Source organism: Roseococcus sp. YIM B11640, assembly GCF_049727625.1.
Taxonomy (GTDB): Bacteria; Pseudomonadota; Alphaproteobacteria; order Acetobacterales; family Acetobacteraceae; genus Roseococcus.
In genome coordinates this window covers 16,069-32,904 of the sequence record NZ_JBBJOZ010000008.1, presented here as the reverse complement: position 1 = coordinate 32,904, position 16,836 = coordinate 16,069, and the positions used below count along the sequence as shown (strand labels likewise).

Here is a 16,836-nt window from a genome sequence, read left to right as displayed (position 1 = left end):
ACACATGCCCGCCCAAACTTGCCCGCGCTAAGCCCTGGCTCTATAGCCGGACGCCAAAGTTGAGAGCCCGTCACCTTGGCCAGCATCGTCGATTCCTCTGCCCCCAACCCCGCCCTCGCCGTCCAGGCCGCCATGCTGGCGCAGCCCGCGACCGAGGACCGCCGAATGGCCGATGCCATCCGGGCCCTGGCCATGGATGCGGTCGAAAAGGCGAAATCGGGACACCCCGGCATGCCGATGGGCATGGCCGATGTCGCTACGGCGCTTTTCACCAAGTTCCTGAAATACGACGCGGCCGATCCCCGCTGGCCCGACCGCGACCGTTTCGTGCTCTCGGCCGGCCACGGTTCGATGCTGCTCTACTCCCTGCTGCACCTGACCGGGCATGCGGGCATGGGCATCGAGCAGCTGCAGAACTTCCGCCAGCTCCACTCCCCCGCCGCGGGCCACCCCGAATTCGGCGAGCACCCCGCCATCGAGACCACGACCGGCCCGCTCGGCCAGGGTATCTCGACCGCTGTGGGCATGGCGCTGGCCGAGCGGCACCTGGCCGCCCGCTTCGGCAAGTCGCTGGTGGACCACCGCACCTGGGTCATCTGCTCGGACGGCGACCTGCAGGAAGGCATTTCCCACGAGGCCGCCTCTCTGGCCGGCCACCTGAAGCTCGAGAAGCTGACGGTGCTGTGGGACGACAACCACATCTCCATCGACGGCGACACCGAGATCTCCTTCTCGGAGGACGTTCTCAAGCGCTTCCAGGCCTATGGCTGGGCGACCAAGCGCGTGGACGGGCATGACCCCGCGCAGCTCGCCGCCGCCATGGCCGTGGCCCAGCGCAGCAAGAAGCCGACCATCATCGCCTGCCGCACCATCATCGGCTTCTCTGCGCCGAAGAAGGCGGGCACGGCGGGCAGCCACGGCGCGCCGCTCGGCGCCGACGAGATCTCGGCCGCGAAGTCCGCGCTCGGCTGGAACGCCGAGCCCTTCACGGTGCCCGAAGGCCTGAAGGCCAAGTGGGAAGAGGCCGGCCGCCGCTCCGCCGGCACGCGCCGCTCCTGGCTGAAGCGCCTCGCCAAGCATCCGATGCGCGCGGAGTTCGAGCGCGCGATGGCCGGCAAGCTGCCGGAGAACTGGGCCGAGCCGCTGAACGCCCTGCGCGCCTCCATCGCCGCCGAGAAGCCGAAGCTCGCCACCCGCGTCGCCAGCCAGCGCGCGCTCGGCGCCCTGGTTCCGGCGGTGCCGGAGATGATCGGCGGCAGCGCCGACCTCACGGGCTCGAACAACACCGATGTGAAGGGCATTCCCGCCATCACGCCGGGCAACTACGCCGGGCGCTACATCCATTACGGCGTGCGCGAGCACGGCATGGCCGCCGCGATGAACGGCATGGCGCTGCATGGCGGCATCATCCCCTATTCCGGCACCTTCCTCGTCTTCGCCGACTACATGCGGCCTTCGATCCGCCTCGCGGCGCTGATGCATCAGCGCGTCATCCACGTGCTGACGCATGACAGCATCGGCCTGGGCGAGGACGGGCCGACGCACCAGCCGGTGGAGACCATCGCCTCGCTGCGCCTCATCCCGAACCTGCACGTCTTCCGCCCGGCCGACGCCATGGAGACGGCCGAGTGCTGGGAACTCGCGGTGCGCCGCGCTGAGGGGCCGAGCGTCCTCGCCCTGTCGCGCCAGGGCCTGCCCGCGCTGCGCGACGATGCCGGCGAGAACCGTTCCGCCCGCGGCGGCTACGTGCTGGCCGAGACCGAGGGCGGGCGCGACGTGACGCTCATCGCCACGGGCAGCGAAGTGCATCTCGCCGTCAAGGCGCGCGAGACGCTGGCCGCCCAGGGCATCCAGGCCGCCGTGGTCTCGCTCCCCTCCTGGGAACTTTTCGCCGCGCAGGACGAGGAGTACCGCGCCGCCACGCTGGGCGAGGCCCCGCGCATCGGCATCGAGGCCGCGCTCGGCTTCGGCTGGGAGCGCTGGCTCGGCGCCAACTCCGCCTTCGTCGGCATGACCGGCTTCGGCGCCTCCGCGCCCGCCGAGCATCTCTTCGAGCATTTCGGCATCACGCCGGCCGCGATCGTCGCGGCGGCCACCAAACTTCTGGCAAAGGATGGAAGCAAATGACGGTTAAGGTCGCGATCAACGGCTTCGGGCGCATCGGCCGCCTGGTTCTCCGCGCCGCCTGCGAGAGCGGCCGTGACGATGTCGAGTTCGTCGCGATCAACGACCTCGGCTCCGTCGAGGCGAATGCGCACCTGTTCCGCTACGACAGCGTGCACGGCCGCTTCCCCGGCGAGGTGATCGTCGAGGGCGACAGCATCACCATCAAGGCCCATGGCAAGACCTGGGGCCCGATCAAGGTGACGGCCGAGCGTGACCCGACCAAGCTAATGTGGGACGGCGTGGACGTCGCCGCGGAGTGCACGGGCATCTTCACCGCCCGCGACAAGGCTTCCGTCCTGCTCGGCACCGGCGCCAAGAAGGTGCTGATCTCGGCCCCCGGCGAGAACGCGGACAAGACCATCGTCTACGGCGTGAACCACACGACGCTGACGGCCGAGGACAAGATCGTCTCCAACGCCTCCTGCACCACCAACTGCCTGGCGCCGGTCGCGAAGGTCCTGCACGACAATTTCGGCATCCTGCGCGGCTACATGGTCACCATCCACGCCTATACGGGTGACCAGAACACGGTCGACACGCTGCACAAGGACCTCCACCGCGCCCGCGCGGCCGCCGTCTCCGCCATCCCGACCTCGACGGGCGCGGCCAAGGCCGTCGGTCTCGTGATGCCGGAACTGAAGGGCAAGCTGGACGGCACGGCGATCCGCATCCCGACGCCGAACGTCTCGCTCGTCTCGCTCGACTTCGTCCCGGCCAAGACCGAAGGCCTGACGAAGGAGGCGATCAACGCCGTGATGAAGGCGGCCTCCGAGAGCGGCCCGCTCAAGGGCATCCTCGGCTACAACACGGCACCGCTGGTCTCCGTGGACTTCAACCACGACCCGCACTCGTCCACCTTCGACGCGACGCAGACGCAGGTGGTCGACGGCGGCCTCGTGCGCGTGATGTCCTGGTACGACAACGAGTGGGGCTTCTCGAACCGCATGTCGGACACGGCTGCCTACTACGGCAAGCTCTGATTACTTAGTGCCCTCAGACGCCGGGCGGCCGCATCCGCGGCCTTGGCTTCGCGCCGGTCAAGGCGCGCCCGGCGGCGCTGAAGGTTTGGGCGCGCCGGCCGCATCGCGGCCGGATTCTCCGAGGGCGGCTTCCATCATCCCGATCCGTTCCCGCTGGAGATATTGATGCCCGCCTTCCGCACCCTCGATGATCTCGACCCGCGCGGAAAGCGCGTCCTGCTGCGCGCCGACCTGAACCTGCCCGTCAAGGACGGCAAGATCACGGACATGACGCGCATCGAGCGCCTCTGCCCGACCATCGCCGAGCTCGCCGGCAAGGGCGCCCGCGTCATCGTCTGCTCCCATTTCGATCGGCCCAAGGGCAAGCGCGTCCCCGAGATGTCGCTGAAGCCCATGCAGGAGGCGCTCGCCAAGACCCTCGGCAAGCCGGTGGCCTTCGTCGACGACTGCATCGGCGGCGAGGCCGAGGCCGCCGCCCATGCGCTCAAGGACGGCGAGGTCCTGCTACTCGAGAACACGCGCTACCACGCGGGCGAGGAGAAGAACGACCCGGCCCTGGCCCAAGGCTTGGCCAAGCTCGCCGATGTCTTCGTGAACGACGCCTTCTCCGCGGCGCACCGCGCCCACGCATCCACCGAGGGCGTCGCCAAGCTGCTGCCGAGCTACGCCGGCCGCCTCATGCAGCGGGAGCTGGAGGCGCTGGACGCGGCACTCGGCAATCCCCAGCGGCCCGTCGTCGCCATCGTCGGCGGCGCCAAGGTCTCCACCAAGCTCGACCTGCTGGGCAATCTCTCCTCCAAGGTCGACGTGCTGGTCATCGGCGGCGCCATGGCCAACACCTTCCTCGCCGCGCAGGGCCATCCGGTCGGCAAGTCGCTGCAGGAAGCCGATATGCACGACACGGCGCGCGAGATCCTCGCCGCCGCGAAGAAGAACGGCTGCGAGATCGTGCTGCCGGTGGACCTGGTGGTCGCCGAGGCCTTCGCCGCCAACTCGCCCAACAAGGTCGTCGGCGTGGATGGCGTGCCCGCGGACATGATGGCGCTGGATGTCGGCCCCGCCACGGTGGCCGAGGTGAACAAGCGCCTGGCGACCGCGAAGACGCTGGTCTGGAATGGCCCCTTCGGCGCCTTCGAGATCGTGCCCTTCGATGCGGCGACCGTCGCCGTGGCGAAGGAGGCCGCGAGGCTGACCGAGGCCGGCAAGCTGCGCTCGGTCGGCGGCGGCGGCGACACGGTCTCCGCGCTGCGCCATGCCGGCGTGGCCGAGCGGATGAGCTATGTCAGCTCCGCCGGCGGCGCCTTCCTGGAGTGGCTGGAAGGCAAGACGCTGCCGGGCGTGGCTGCGCTGGAAGCCTGATCACGCGAAGCCCAGGCGCTCGGCGATGCCGCCCTCGACAGCGAGCGCGCCGAGCTTCTTCCAGGTAGCCTCCTCGATCTCGATGCCCTCGGCGCCGCGCTTCCTTTCCTGGATGTGCTCCACCTCGCCGGGATAGAGCACGCCGCTGCTGCCCTTGGCCGGCGGCGTGTCCTTCAGGTAGTGCGCGAAATCCGCGACCTCCTTGCGGAAGGTCAGCAAGGGCCGGAAGGCCTCCACCTTGATGGCGATCAGGAAGCAGCCGTCATTGTGCCGGCCGGTCGGCTCCACGCCGAAGCCGAGGCCTGTCAGCAGCCCGCAGAACACCTCGCCCATCGCGGCCAGCGCGGTGCCCTTGTAGCCCTCGCCCGGCCCGCCCAGCGGCAGCAGCGCGCCACCCTGGATTTTCTTCGGATCGGTGGTGAGATCGCCCTCGCTGTCCACGATCCAGCCGCGCGGCACCTCCTGCCCACGCGCCTCCGCCAGCTTGATCTTGCCCATCGCGACGGCGGAGGTCGCGAAGTCCATGCAGAAGGGCCCATCGAGATCGGACGGCACGGCCATAGCCCAGGGATTGGTGCCGAGCCGAGCCGCGCGCCCGCCGAACGGCGCGACGCCCTTGGGCGAGCGTCCGGAATCCGCCCAGGCCATGCCGATCATCCCCGCGCGCGCCGCCATCAGCGGATAGCTGGCGAGCCTGCCGACATGCCCCTGCCGAAAGACGGTGCAGGCAGCGATGTTGTTCTTCTCCGCCTTCTCGATGGTGAGCTGCATCGCCTGCTCGTTGATGACATAGCCGAAGCCCCAGTTCCCATCGACGACCGTGGTGGTCGGGCTCTCCTGAACGATCGTGAAGGGCGCGCCAGGGACGATCTGCCCCGCGCGCACGCGCTCGATATAGTTGGGCAGCATGATGACGCCGTGGCTGTCATGCCCGGCGAGGTTGGCGTTGACGACATGGCGCGCGACGGTCGCCGCCTCGTTCTCCGGCACCTGGTTGGCGACGAGGAGCGCGGTGCCGATCTCGCGAAGGCGCTCGGCGGGAAGCGTGGGCATGGTGTCTTCTCCCTATTCGGCGGCCGCGGCTTGCTGCCAGTCGCCGCGGGTGGAGCGCAGCAGGCCGAGATGGTCCCGCAGCGTCGGGCCCGTATAGTCCTGGCGGAACAGCCCGCGCCGCTGCAGCTCGGGCACCACATGCTCCACGAAATCAGTGTAGCCGCCGGGGATCACGGCCGCCGAGACGACGAAGCCGTCGCAGGCGCCGCCGGTGAACCACTCTTCCATCTGGTCCGCGACCTCCTTCGGGCCGCCCACCATGTCCATGCGAGGGCGGCCGCGGCCGCTGCCCACGATGAAGTCGCGCACCGTCGGGTTCTTCTTACCGGTCCGCTGAACCACGCGGTCGCGGATGGCCTGCATGCCCTGGATGCCGGCCATCTCCTCGTCGCTGAATGCCTCGTCCATGCCCTTGGAGGCGAAGTCGAAGTTCAGCGCCTCCGAGAGCAGCGAGAGCGCGTCGATCTCCAGCGGCAGCTTGGCGATCAGCGCGGCCTTGTCCTCCGCCTCGGCCCTGGTGGCCGCGCAGATCGGGTTGCACAGCGTCGCGACCTTCACATGGTCGGGATTGCGCCCGGCGGCGGCGACGGCCGACTTGAAGGCCTTGTACTCGCGCTGCCCGGCAGCGATGTCGTGATAGGCCACGAAGACCAGCTCGGCCCAGCGCGCCGAGAATGCCTTGCCTCGCCCACTGCTGCCGGCCTGGATCAGCACGGGCCGCCCCTGCGGGCTGCGCGGCACCGTGAAGGTGCCGTGGCTCTGCAGGAAGTTGCCCTTGAAGTTCAGCCGATGGACCTTGTGGCCATCGCCGAAGCGGCCCGTCGCCTTGTCGACGATCAGCGCGTCATCCTCCCAGGCATCCCAGTGCGAAAGGACGACCTCCACGAACTCGTCGGCGCGGTCGTAGCGCGCGTCATGGGCCATCGCCTCGTCATGGCCCATGTTCGCGGCCTCGCCGTCATTCAGCGAGGTCACGACGTTCCAGGCCGCGCGGCCGTTGCTCATCAGGTCCAGCGTCTGGAAGACGCGGGCGATGTGGAAGGGCTCGTAATAGGTGGTCGAGGCGGTGGACCCGAGGCCGAGCCGGCTCGTCACCGCGCCCATCATGGTGAGCGTCACGACCGGGTCCATCTTCACGCAGCGGATGCCGTGCTCGACGGTATGGACGTGGTCCGAGCCGAAGCGGTCCGGCATGGAGAGCCGGTCGTCAAAGAAGCCGAGGTCGAACTTGCCGCGTTCCAGGATGCGCGCGATCTCCTGGAAGTAGTCGGCGGTCAGGAAGTCCGACCTGCTGTCCGGATGGCGCCACGAGCTTGCGAAGATCGTGCAGTTCTGGGCCTGCAGGAATCCCACCAGATGCATCTGACGTGGCGCCATTCGCGCTTCCTCCGAGCTTATCAGCTCATCTCATTCCTCTATCGCAGCGGTCGCAAGCCCCGGCGTCAGCAGTAGGGAAGCCGCAGGCCGGATTCGCGCCACTTCATGCTCACCAGCTTTCCGGTGTTGGACAGCGTGATGTAGGCCGTACGCCGGTCCGGCCCCCCGAAGCAGATGTTGGTCGGCATGCGCTCCGGCATCTTCACCACGTCGATGATCTTGCCCGCGGGCGTCACCGTGGTGATCTCGCCCTCCACGAGCGTCGCGACGACGATGTTGCCCGCATCTGTGATGGCCAGGCTGTCGAGGCGGCGATAGCCGGGGAACTGGCACAGCATCAGGCCGCCATTCGTGCTCGGCCAGGGGCATTTGCGGAGCTGGCCGGGCCCAAGAATGTCGAAGGCCCAGAGGCGCCCCGTCTCGGTTTCCGCGACATAGAGCTTCTCGCCATCCGGGCTGATGCCGATGCCGTTCGCGCCGCCGAAGATGGGATAGGCCGCCTCGATGATCTTCGAGCCGTCGAGCGCCGCCCAATAGACGCCGCCATGGTCGCGGTCGCGCCCGCGCACCTTGCCGAGGTCGCTGAACCAGAACCCGCCCTTGCCGTCGAGCTGCAGGTCGTTCGGCCCCTTCAGCATCACGTCGCCCACGCGGTCATACAGCGTGCGCACGTCGCCGGTGGCGATGTCCACGACCTCGATCCGGCCATGGGTGTAGTCAGGCGCCACGCCGTGCGGGCGCAGGATCTCCGGCTCCTCGTGCCAAGCGAAGCCGCCATTGTTGCAGAGGATGAGCGTGTTGTCCGGCCCGGCCGCGAGCCCGTTCGGACCACCGCCCGTCCTGGAGATGATGCTGTAGGTTCCATCCGGCGCGATACGCGAGATGACCTGCTTCTCGATCTCCACCAGCGCGATGGACCCGTCGGGCAAGGCTACCGGCCCTTCGGGAAAACGCAGGCCCTCAGCCAAAACTTTGAGGCTCATTCCGGAGCACCTCCCCTTTCTGTTGGCGCAAGGATGCGCCACGCTCGCGCACCCGCCAAGATGGAGCTGCCCGGCCTATGGATCCCGTGACACTCGCCGTTCTCTCCGCCCGCTTCACCGCGATCGTCGAGGAGATGGGCGAGGGCCTGCTGCGTACCGCCTACAGCCAGATCCTGAACTCCAGCCGCGACTTCTCCATCGCGGTCACGGACGGCGCCTGCCGGCTGGTGGCGCAGGCGGATCACATCCCCGTGCATGTCGGCGCCATGCCCTTCGCGGCCAAGGCGGTGGTCGAGGCCTTCGGCTCCGACATGAAGCCCGGCGACGTCTTCCTGCTGAACGACCCCTATCACGGCGGCAGTCACCTGCCCGACCTCACGATCGTGCTGCCCGTCTTCGATGGTGGTGCCGTCCGCTTCTACAGCGTCGTCCGCGCGCACCAATCCGACATCGGCGGCAATACCCATGGCGGCTACAATCCCGGCGCCTCGGAGATCTGGCAGGAGGGGCTTCGCATCCCCCCGATCCGCCTCGGCGAGAATTTCACCATGCGGCCGGATCTCGTCGCGATGCTGGCGCTCAACACGCGCATCAACCGCGACTTCCGCGGCGACCTCGCGGCCATGCTGGGGGCGGCCAAGCTTGGCGCCAACCGGTTGTCCGCGCTGCTGGAGCAGCATGGGGCATCGCAGCTCATGGCCGCGGTGGATGCGATCCTGGACCTCGCGCACGCCCATACGAAGCGCATCGTGGAAGCCTGGCCCGACGGCAGCTGGAGCGGCGAGGCCATCCTGGACGATGACGGCCACGGGAAGGAGAACATCGCCATCCGGGCCACCTGCACCAAGCAGGGCGGCACGCTGACGGTGGACCTCACGGCCAGCGACGACCAGGTCGCGGGCATCGTGAACTCCTCCTACCCCAACATGTTCTCGGCCGTGTGCATGGCCTTCGCCTATCTGCTGGACCCGGAGGTGCAGAAGAACGAGGGTGCCTTCCGCGCGCTGCGCGTGATCGCGCGGGAGGGCAGCATCGTCTGGGCGCGCGAGGGCGCGGCCGTCACGCTCTGCACCAGCCACTGCAGCAACGAGATTGTCGAGGCGATCATGCGCGCGATGGAGAATTGCTGCCCCGAGCGCGCCATGGGCGGCTGGGGCCGGCGCTTCCGCATCGCCATCACCGGCAAGGACGCGCGGCGGCCAGACCGCAAGTTCGTCTGGCACCTCTTCCACGCACGCCCCGGGGCGGGCGGCCACGCCAAGGGCGACGGCTGGTCCACCTCGGGCGAGTGGCACAGCGCGGGCGGACTGAAATTCGGCAGCGTCGAGATGGCCGAGGCTCGCTTCCCGCTGCATTTCCGCAAGCACGAATTCCTCGCCGGCACGGCAGGCGCCGGCCAGCATCGCGGCGGCCATGGCGCGGAGCTCGAGCTGGTGGTGCGCAGCGATGGGCCGGCGCGCGGCAATACCGCCGGGGACGGCGCTTTCCACGGCAGCGCCGGCATCGCGGGCGGGCGGGACAGCACGCCGCACCGCTACGCGCTGCGTCACGCCGATGGCACTGAACGCGTGCTGAAGACCAAGGAGGTCGGCATCGATATCCAGCCCGGCGAGGTGATCCATGTGCGCTCGGCCGGTGGCGGCGGATGGGGCGACCCGGCGAAACGGGACCCCGCGCTGATCGAGCGCGACATCAAGGAAGGGCTCACCTGATGACGCGCTACACGATCGGCGTCGATGTCGGCGGCACCTTCACGGACGTGGTCGGCGTGGACGCGGAGGGCCGCGAGTACCTCGCCAAGGCCGCCAGCACCCCGCATGACCAGAGCGAGGGGGTGCTCGACGGCATCGCGAACCTCGCGAAGATGCTCGGCCTGCCGTTAGGGGAGCTGCTGCGCTCGACGGTGCGCATCGTCCACGGCACCACCGTCGCGACCAACGCCCTGCTGGAGCGGCGAGGCGCCAGGACCGCGATGCTCACCACCGAGGGCCATCGCGACGTCATCGCCATGCGGGAGGGGCTCAAGCCCGAGCGCTACAACCTGCGCCTGCCGCAGCCGCCCGCGCTGGTGCCGCGCGAGCTGCGCCTGCCGGTGCGCGAGCGCCTGCGCCCCGATGGCAGCGTGGAGGTCGCGCTGGATCATGCCAGCCTCGATGCCGCCATCGCCACGCTGCGCGCCGAGGGGGTGGAATCCGTCGCCATCTGCTTCCTCCACTCCTGGGCCGCACCCCGGCATGAGCACGAGGCAGCGGAGGCGGTGCGCGCCGCCCTGCCCGGCGTCTTCGTCACCTGCTCCGCCGACGTCCTACCGCAGATCAAGGAGTTCGAGCGCTTCTCGACGACGGCAGTGAACGCCTATGTCGGTCCTGTCGTCTCGCGCTACCTAATGCGGCTGGAAGGCCGGCTGCGCGAGGCGGGATACGCCCAGCCGGTCTTCGTCATCCTCTCGCATGGCGGCATGGCGCCGATCGCGGAGGCCGCGCGCCTCGCGGTGGGCACGGCGCTCTCCGGGCCCGCCGGCGGCGTCTCCGCGGCGCTGGCCCTCTCGCGGCGCGGCATGGGCGAGCAGCTGGTGACGCTCGACATGGGCGGCACCTCGACGGACATCGCGCTCATCCAGGACGGCAAGGCCACGCTGGGCCGCGGCCGCGAGGTCGGTGGCGAGCGCATCGCGCTGGACAGCCTCGACATCATCACGCTCGGCGCGGGCGGCGGCTCCATCGCGCATCTGGGCAGCGGCGGCACGCTGGAGGTCGGGCCGCGCTCGGCCGGCGCGCGGCCCGGCCCGGCCTGCTACGGGCATGGCGGCACGGAGCCCGCGGTGACCGATGCGAACCTGGCGCTCGGCTATCTCGACCCCGCGCGCTTCCTCGGCGGCGCGCGGCTGCTGGACAAGGGCGCGAGCGAGGCGGCCATCGCGCGGCTCGCGGAGAAGCTCGGCATCGCGCCGGAGGCGACGGCGCTCGGCATCTATCGGCTGGTCAACGCACGCATGGCCGATGGCGTGCGCGTCGCGACCGTGCGGCGCGGCGTGGATCCGCGCGGCGCGACGCTGCTCGCCTTCGGTGGCGCCGCCGGGCTGCATGCGAGCGCCGTGGCACGGGACCTCGGCATGGCGCGCATCGCCGTGCCGCTTTTCGCGGCCGGACTGTCGGCCTGGGGCATGCTGCAGACCGAGCTGCGGCACGAGATCGCGCGCAGCGTCGTCGGCGCCACCGCCATGCCGGAGGACGCCGCCATCGCGCGCCTGTTCGACGGGCTGGAGGAAGAAGCGCGCGCCCAGCTCGCGCAATGGTTCCAGGGCGAGGTCGCCACGCATCGCGCGGCGGACCTGCGCTACGGCGAGCAGGTCTTCGAGATCACCGTGGCCCTGGACGACGCGGCCCCAAGCCGCGAGGGGCTGCGCGAGGCCTTCCACGCACGCCATCGCGCCCTCTTCACCTACGACCTGCCGGAAGAGGAGGTGGTGCTGGTCACCGCCCGCGCTGCCGCTGCCGGGCTGCTGCCGGCGCTCCCCGTGCGCTCGGCTGGTGCGGCGACGCCCGCACAGCCGCTCGGCACGCGCCGCGCGCTGCTGGAGACAGGCTGGACCGAGCTTCCCGTCTACGCCTTCGAGGCGCTGGCGGCGGGCCAGGAGGTGAGCGGCCCCGCCGTGGTGGAAAGCGCGACGACGACCGTGCTGCTGCTCCCCGGCGACCGCGCCCGCATGGATGCAGGCGGCTGGCTGACGATTTTCGTGCCTGGCTGACGCCAGCCTCGATCCGAAACGGTCCTACCCGCCCCGCCGCAGCGCCGCCCAGGACAGCGCGGCACCGCCGCCCAGGGCGACCAGCGCCAGCGCGACCGGCAGGCCCCAGCCGGGCACGGCCTCCAGGATCAGGCCGCCCAGGGGCGCGCCCAGCGCCCCACCCGTCAGGTAGGCGGTGTTCAGCCCCGCCATGCCCAGCGCCCGCGCGGGCCCGGCGAAGCGCTGCACCGCCCGCACCATGCCGAGGGTGTAGATCGAGCCCGCCGCGCCGCCCCAGATCGCCAGCACGGGCCAGATCCCCCAGCCCGGCGCCAGCAGCGGCCAGAGCAGCACGCCGACCGCGACCATGATGGCGCAGCCCAGCATGGCGCGGTGCGTGCCGTAGCGGTCCGCCAGCACGCCCACCGGATACTGGGCCAGCATGTTGCCGAAGCCCGTGGCCACGACGATGGAGGCCGCGGCCGTCGCTGTCATGCCGAGGGTCAGCCCCTGGACGGGAAACACGGCGCCGGCCGAGCCCTCCAGCATGCCGCAGAGCACCGCCGCGCCCGATGGCGCCAGCATCATCAAGGCCACCGGCCGCAGGCGGAACACGGAGACGCGCATGCGGCTCGGCACCGCGCCCGCGGGTTCACGCAGCAGCAGCGTCAGCGCGAGGCCAAGCAGCATGAATCCGGCCGAGCCGAAGAAGGCCTCCGCCCGCACGCCGACAAGCCAGAGCGCCGCCGGCCCGCCGCCGATCGCGGCCGAGACGAAGGTCTGGTAGATGCCCAGGAACTGCCCCTCGCGGCCCGGCGGCGCCATGGCGCCCGCGATCGCGTCGGAGGTCGTCCAGGTCAGGCAGGAGGACGCGCCCAGCAGCGGTCCGAACACGAACCACAGCGGCAGGGAGGGGTTCATCCCCAGCCCTATCAGCGCGAGGCCCGAGACGAAGCCCGAGACCTGGTGCAGCCGTAGCGCGCCGCCCGCCCATCCCGCGAGCCAGGGTGTCAGGGGGGCCATCAGCAGCGCGGCGACCCAGACGGCGGCCGCATAGAGGCCGACGATCGGAGGCGAGACGCCGCGCTCCGTCAGCAGGACGGAGGCGAGCGGCACGCTCATCCAGACACCGGCGAAGGCGCAGGTGGCGGCGAGCACGAAGATGGGAAACTGCAGGCCGCGGGGCAGCGGCATGGAATCGGTGGCGGACATGGGTATCAGGCGCCCAGCGGGCGCTTCCTCCGGCTTTGGGGCGGCGGGTGGGTGAAAAGCGGCCTCAGCCGCGTTTCGGTCCGCGCGGCCGGGCGCTCATGGGGTGAGCGATGGGTGCCATGGACTGAGGTTTCGCCCATCCGGAGGGCGAAAGTCAAACGCCGCAGCCCTGCCCCCCGCCCCGCGCAACCCCTTGCCAGGGCCCGTGGAGGCGAAGCAGGCTCCGCCCATGCTGCGCACCCTTCTTCTGGCCCTCGACGACACGCCCGGCGCCATCGCGGCGCGCGACCTTGCTTTCGCCCTGGCCCGGCGCGCGGGCGCGAAGGTGACAGCGGTCGTGGCGCTCGACCGCCCTCACACCACCGGTTCCTACGAAGCGATCCCCCTGGGCGGCGCCGCCTTCGCGGCCCGCCGCAACGAGGCCCGCGCGGCGGCGCTGGAGGCCGAGGCCGCCACGGTCATCGCCGCCGCCCGGGAAGCCGCGGGCGGCGACCTCTCCTTCACGATCGTCCGCCGGGAGGAAGAGCCGGCGGAGGCCCTGCTCGCCGAGGGCGCGGCGCAGGACCTGCTGGTCATCGGCCGCGACAGCACCCTGGGTACGGAGCGCACGGAGGACGGGCTCTCCCCTTCCATCGGGACCTTGGTGCGAGATGGCGCGCGGCCCCTGCTGGTCGTGCCGCCCGGCCCGCTGCCCGCGCCCGGCGCGCCTATCCTCGTCGGCTATGACGGATCGCTGCCCGCCATGCGGACCATTCAGCTCTTCGCCACGCTCGGGATCGGCACCGGGCATCAGGTGAAGCTGGTCGACTTCTCCGAGGCGCCGCGCCCGGAGGCACTGCAGGCCTATCTCGCCGCGCATGGCCTCGACGTGGCCTGCTTCCCGGCCGAGGGCGAACTGGACGACCTGCTGCTGGCCGAGGCGCGCGGCCTGGGGGCCGGGATGATCGTGCTCGGCGCTGATGACGCGCATGGCGTGGCGCGACTGATCTTCGGCAGTCCGGTGGCGCGGCTGCTACGCGCCGCCGCCTGCCCCGTCTTCATCCATGGCTGAACACTTCACCGGTCGAGGCCCGTGAGTTGCGTCCAGCCGGCCCGCGCGTTGAAATGCGTGAGGGCGGCGGGCGAGGCCGAGGACAGGAAGCCCGCGAAGATGCCGCGCAGCGCGCCTTCGGAAGGGTGTTCGCGGAAAAATATGCGCTGGAAGCCCAGCTCCAGCAGCAGATGCATCACGCAGGGCGGGTTCGGCGCCCAGCCCGCGACCGTGGCGCCGTAGGGCATCTCGATCAGGTTCGCCGACATTGCGGGCCGCGCGTCGCCGTGCAGGTCCATCAGGGTCTGGATCAGCACCATGCGGCGCGTGACGGCCCGCATCGCCTTGAGGGCCGCCAGCGGGTTGAACAGCTGCTCGAAGAAATTGGTGCCCAGCACCACGTCGAAACTACCGTGTTCCGGCGTGAGGGCGCGTGGGTCCAAGGCCAGCGTCTCGATGTCGAGGCCCTGAGCGCGGGCGGCAAATCTCGTTGCCTCCTCCGCCGTGGAGCCGGGCAGCGTCCAGGCCGTATGGTCCGTCGCGAGCACGCGGGCCGCACCCCGGCGCTTCGCGGCGAGGCTGAAATGCCCATTCGCGGCCCCCACCTCGAGCACATGCGCGCCGGTGAGGTTGAGCGATCCGAACAGCGCCTGCTCCTCCGCCAGCAGATGCGCCTCGCCCACGATGCCGGGGGTCACGAAGCCGGGCGAAAGCCGCAGGCTTTGCAGCCAGCCGAAATGCGCCGCGCCCTCGGCCAGGTCGCCGTCCAGCGACAGGCTCATCGCCCGATCACCAGCGAATCGAGCACGCCGGGCGCGTCGAGGTCGACCCAACTCTCATCCAGCCCGGTCAGAATCGAGGTGTCGGCCTCCGGCGTCAGGACGGCGAAGACGCCGCGCACGCCGTCCCGCGGCTCCCGGTAGAAAACCCGCCCGAAGCCGCATTCCGCAAGGATGTGGCGGACGGCCTGGGGATTGGGCCCCCACCAATTGGTACCGTCTCCCGCCAGGCTGGCGCCCGGGTAGAAGACCATCACGGGCTTGCCGAACTCCCGCCCGTCCTCATGCGTCTCCATCAGCAGCACGTGGCGCGTGACGGCGCGGAGGCGCTGCAGGACCTCGATCGGGTCAAAGAGGTGGTAGAAGACGCCGAAGAACATGACCACGTCGAACTCGCCGATCTCCGGTGTGATCTCCATCGGATCGACGAAGCGGGTTTCGATCCCGGACCCGATCTCCGCCGCCGCCAGCTTCAGCGTCTCCAGGCCCCTGAAGGAGGGATGTTCCCAGGTGTAGCTGTCGGTTGCGAGGACACTCGCAGCGCCGCGGCGCTCGGCCGCGAAGGAATAGTAGCCGTTCCAGGCCCCGACATCGAGGACGCTGCGCCCCGACAGGTCGACGGGCCCGAGGAGGGCATCTTCCTCGGCCATCAGGAGCTCCGGGCTCTTCCTTCCGGGTGTGACGATGTCGGGCCGCAGCCGGATGGAGTGGAACCAGAAATGCTGGAGAACCTGCTGCCGCAGCTCCTCATCCGAAAGGCGCGTCATCGAAGAGTCGGTTCCCATCCGCCGAGACTAACAGGGCAGTACATGCCCGCGGAAGGGTTCGGCACCGCCCTTTGACGCACCGCAGCATACGCTTGACCCCGTTGCATGCCGCTGCCAAACAACCCCCTGCCCCGGAACCGCCGGGCCAGCCTTCCGGGGTGTGCCGGACCGATCCTAGCGACAAGAGGCCGAACCAAGCCATGCGCGATACGGGCGAGTATCTGTTCACCTCGGAGAGCGTCTCCGAAGGCCATCCCGACAAGGTTGCGGATCGCATCAGCGATACCGTCCTCGATACCTTCCTGAGCCAGGACCCCTACGCCCGCGTGGCGTGCGAGACACTGGTGACGACCAACCGCATCGTCATCGCCGGCGAGACGCGCGGCCCCGGCTCCATCACGCCCGAGCTGCTGATGCACGAGGCCCGCATGGCCGTGCGCGACATCGGTTACGAGCAGGAAGGCTTCCATTGGGCCAACGCCCATGTCGAGTGCCACCTGCACGCCCAGTCCGAGCACATCGCCCAGGGCGTGGACGCGGCCGGCAACAAGGACGAAGGCGCCGGCGACCAGGGCATCATGTTCGGCTACGCCTGCACCGAGACGCCGGACCTCATGCCCGCGCCGCTCTACTACGCGCACCTGATCCTGCGCCGCATCAGCGAGATGCGCCGCAATGGCGACGTGGCCGTGAAGGGCCTGCTGCCCGACGCGAAGAGCCAGGTCACGCTGAAGTATGTGGATGGCAAGCCGGTCGGCGCCACCTCCATCGTGCTCTCGACGCAGCACGAGGACGGCATGGACCAGGCCCAGATCAAGGCGATGGTGAAGCCCATCATCGAGACGAGCCTGCCCAAGGGCTGGATGTGCCCCGATGCCGAGCTCTATGTGAACCCCACCGGCACCTTCGTGATCGGCGGTCCCGACGGCGACTGCGGCCTCACGGGCCGTAAGATCATCGTGGACACCTATGGCGGCGCGGCCCCGCATGGCGGCGGCGCGTTCTCCGGCAAGGATCCGACGAAGGTCGACCGCTCGGCCGCCTATGCCGCGCGCTACGTCGCCAAGAACGTCGTGGCCGCCGGCCTCGCCGACAAATGCACCATCCAGGTCAGCTACGCGATCGGCGTCGCCAAGCCGCTGTCGGTCTATTTCGACCTCCACGGCACGGGCAAGGACATCGACGAGGTGAAGCTCGCCAAGGTCGTGCAGGAGATGGTGAACCTCTCCCCGCGCGGCATCCGCGAGCACCTGCACCTCAACCGGCCGATCTACGTCCCGACCTCCAGCTACGGCCATTTCGGCCGGACGCCGGATGACGAGAAGGGCACCTTCACCTGGGAGCGCACGGATTTCCTCGCCCCCGAGCTGAAGCGCGCCTTCGGCCGGTAAGACTTCAAGGCT

The 16,836-nt window shown here is 69.9% G+C and carries 13 protein-coding genes; 7 read left to right on the top strand and 6 right to left on the bottom strand.

Translation table 11 applies throughout. The features are described 5' to 3' along the window. Positions 1-132: 132 nt before the first annotated feature. From tkt to WJM96_RS22405, 3 genes are all read left to right on the top strand, one after another. Entirely contained in the window at positions 133-2,127 is a 1,995-nt protein-coding gene (gene tkt, locus WJM96_RS22415; RefSeq protein ID WP_424814812.1) for a transketolase, read from the top strand. After that, the gene (gap, locus tag WJM96_RS22410) at positions 2,124-3,146 is read left to right on the top strand and encodes a type I glyceraldehyde-3-phosphate dehydrogenase (RefSeq protein WP_424814792.1); all 1,023 of its coding nucleotides are present in this window, start codon (positions 2,124-2,126) and stop codon (positions 3,144-3,146) included. The genes tkt and gap overlap by 4 nt, the downstream gene beginning before the upstream one ends. 165 nt (positions 3,147-3,311) lie before the next feature. Further along, positions 3,312-4,505 (top strand): phosphoglycerate kinase, encoded by a 1,194-nt coding sequence (locus WJM96_RS22405; protein WP_424814791.1) that lies wholly within the window; start codon positions 3,312-3,314, stop codon positions 4,503-4,505. Here the strand turns inward: WJM96_RS22405 and WJM96_RS22400 are convergent, their stop codons facing one another. The 3 genes from WJM96_RS22400 to WJM96_RS22390 form a co-directional block, all read right to left on the bottom strand. Further along, complete coding sequence (locus WJM96_RS22400) at positions 4,506-5,558, bottom strand: Ldh family oxidoreductase (protein ID WP_424814790.1); 1,053 nt, start codon at positions 5,556-5,558, stop codon at positions 4,506-4,508. It abuts the gene before it with no gap. 12 nt (positions 5,559-5,570) lie between these two features. Continuing rightward, entirely contained in the window at positions 5,571-6,935 is a 1,365-nt protein-coding gene (locus WJM96_RS22395; RefSeq protein WP_424814789.1) for an LLM class flavin-dependent oxidoreductase, read from the bottom strand. A 65-nt stretch (positions 6,936-7,000) separates the two neighbouring features. Next, positions 7,001-7,918 carry an SMP-30/gluconolactonase/LRE family protein gene (locus tag WJM96_RS22390; protein ID WP_424814788.1) on the bottom strand — a complete coding sequence of 306 codons (918 nt, stop codon included), beginning with the start codon at positions 7,916-7,918 and terminating at the stop codon, positions 7,001-7,003. A 77-nt stretch (positions 7,919-7,995) separates the two neighbouring features. On the opposite strand from WJM96_RS22390, the gene WJM96_RS22385 reads away from it, so the two are divergent. Together WJM96_RS22385 and WJM96_RS22380 are read left to right on the top strand one after the other, a co-directional pair. After that, positions 7,996-9,630 (top strand): hydantoinase B/oxoprolinase family protein, encoded by a 1,635-nt coding sequence (locus WJM96_RS22385; RefSeq protein WP_424814787.1) that lies wholly within the window; start codon positions 7,996-7,998, stop codon positions 9,628-9,630. Next, positions 9,630-11,666 carry a hydantoinase/oxoprolinase family protein gene (locus WJM96_RS22380; RefSeq protein WP_424814786.1) on the top strand — a complete coding sequence of 679 codons (2,037 nt, stop codon included), beginning with the start codon at positions 9,630-9,632 and terminating at the stop codon, positions 11,664-11,666. Before WJM96_RS22385 ends, WJM96_RS22380 begins: the two co-directional genes overlap by 1 nt. A gap of 24 nt (positions 11,667-11,690) precedes the next feature. On the opposite strand, the gene WJM96_RS22375 is transcribed toward WJM96_RS22380, so the two are convergent. After that, positions 11,691-12,857, bottom strand: a complete 1,167-nt coding sequence (locus tag WJM96_RS22375; RefSeq protein ID WP_424814785.1) for an MFS transporter — start codon at positions 12,855-12,857, stop codon at positions 11,691-11,693. A 229-nt stretch (positions 12,858-13,086) separates the two neighbouring features. Here WJM96_RS22375 and WJM96_RS22370 point away from each other — a divergent pair, with 229 nt between their 5' ends. Continuing rightward, positions 13,087-13,908, top strand: coding sequence for a universal stress protein (locus WJM96_RS22370; RefSeq protein WP_424814784.1), 822 nt, complete (start codon positions 13,087-13,089; stop codon positions 13,906-13,908). A 5-nt stretch (positions 13,909-13,913) separates the two neighbouring features. On the opposite strand, the gene WJM96_RS22365 is transcribed toward WJM96_RS22370, so the two are convergent. Beyond that, on the bottom strand, positions 13,914-14,669 hold the full coding sequence (locus WJM96_RS22365) for a class I SAM-dependent methyltransferase (protein WP_424814783.1): 756 nt from the start codon (positions 14,667-14,669) through the stop codon (positions 13,914-13,916). Further along, on the bottom strand, positions 14,666-15,433 hold the full coding sequence (locus WJM96_RS22360) for a class I SAM-dependent methyltransferase (protein WP_424814782.1): 768 nt from the start codon (positions 15,431-15,433) through the stop codon (positions 14,666-14,668). Before WJM96_RS22360 ends, WJM96_RS22365 begins: the two co-directional genes overlap by 4 nt. Before the next feature lie 200 nt (positions 15,434-15,633). Here WJM96_RS22360 and metK point away from each other — a divergent pair, with 200 nt between their 5' ends. Beyond that, positions 15,634-16,824: a methionine adenosyltransferase gene (gene metK, locus WJM96_RS22355; RefSeq protein WP_424814781.1), complete on the top strand. Its 1,191-nt coding sequence runs from the start codon at positions 15,634-15,636 to the stop codon at positions 16,822-16,824. Positions 16,825-16,836 lie beyond the last annotated feature (12 nt).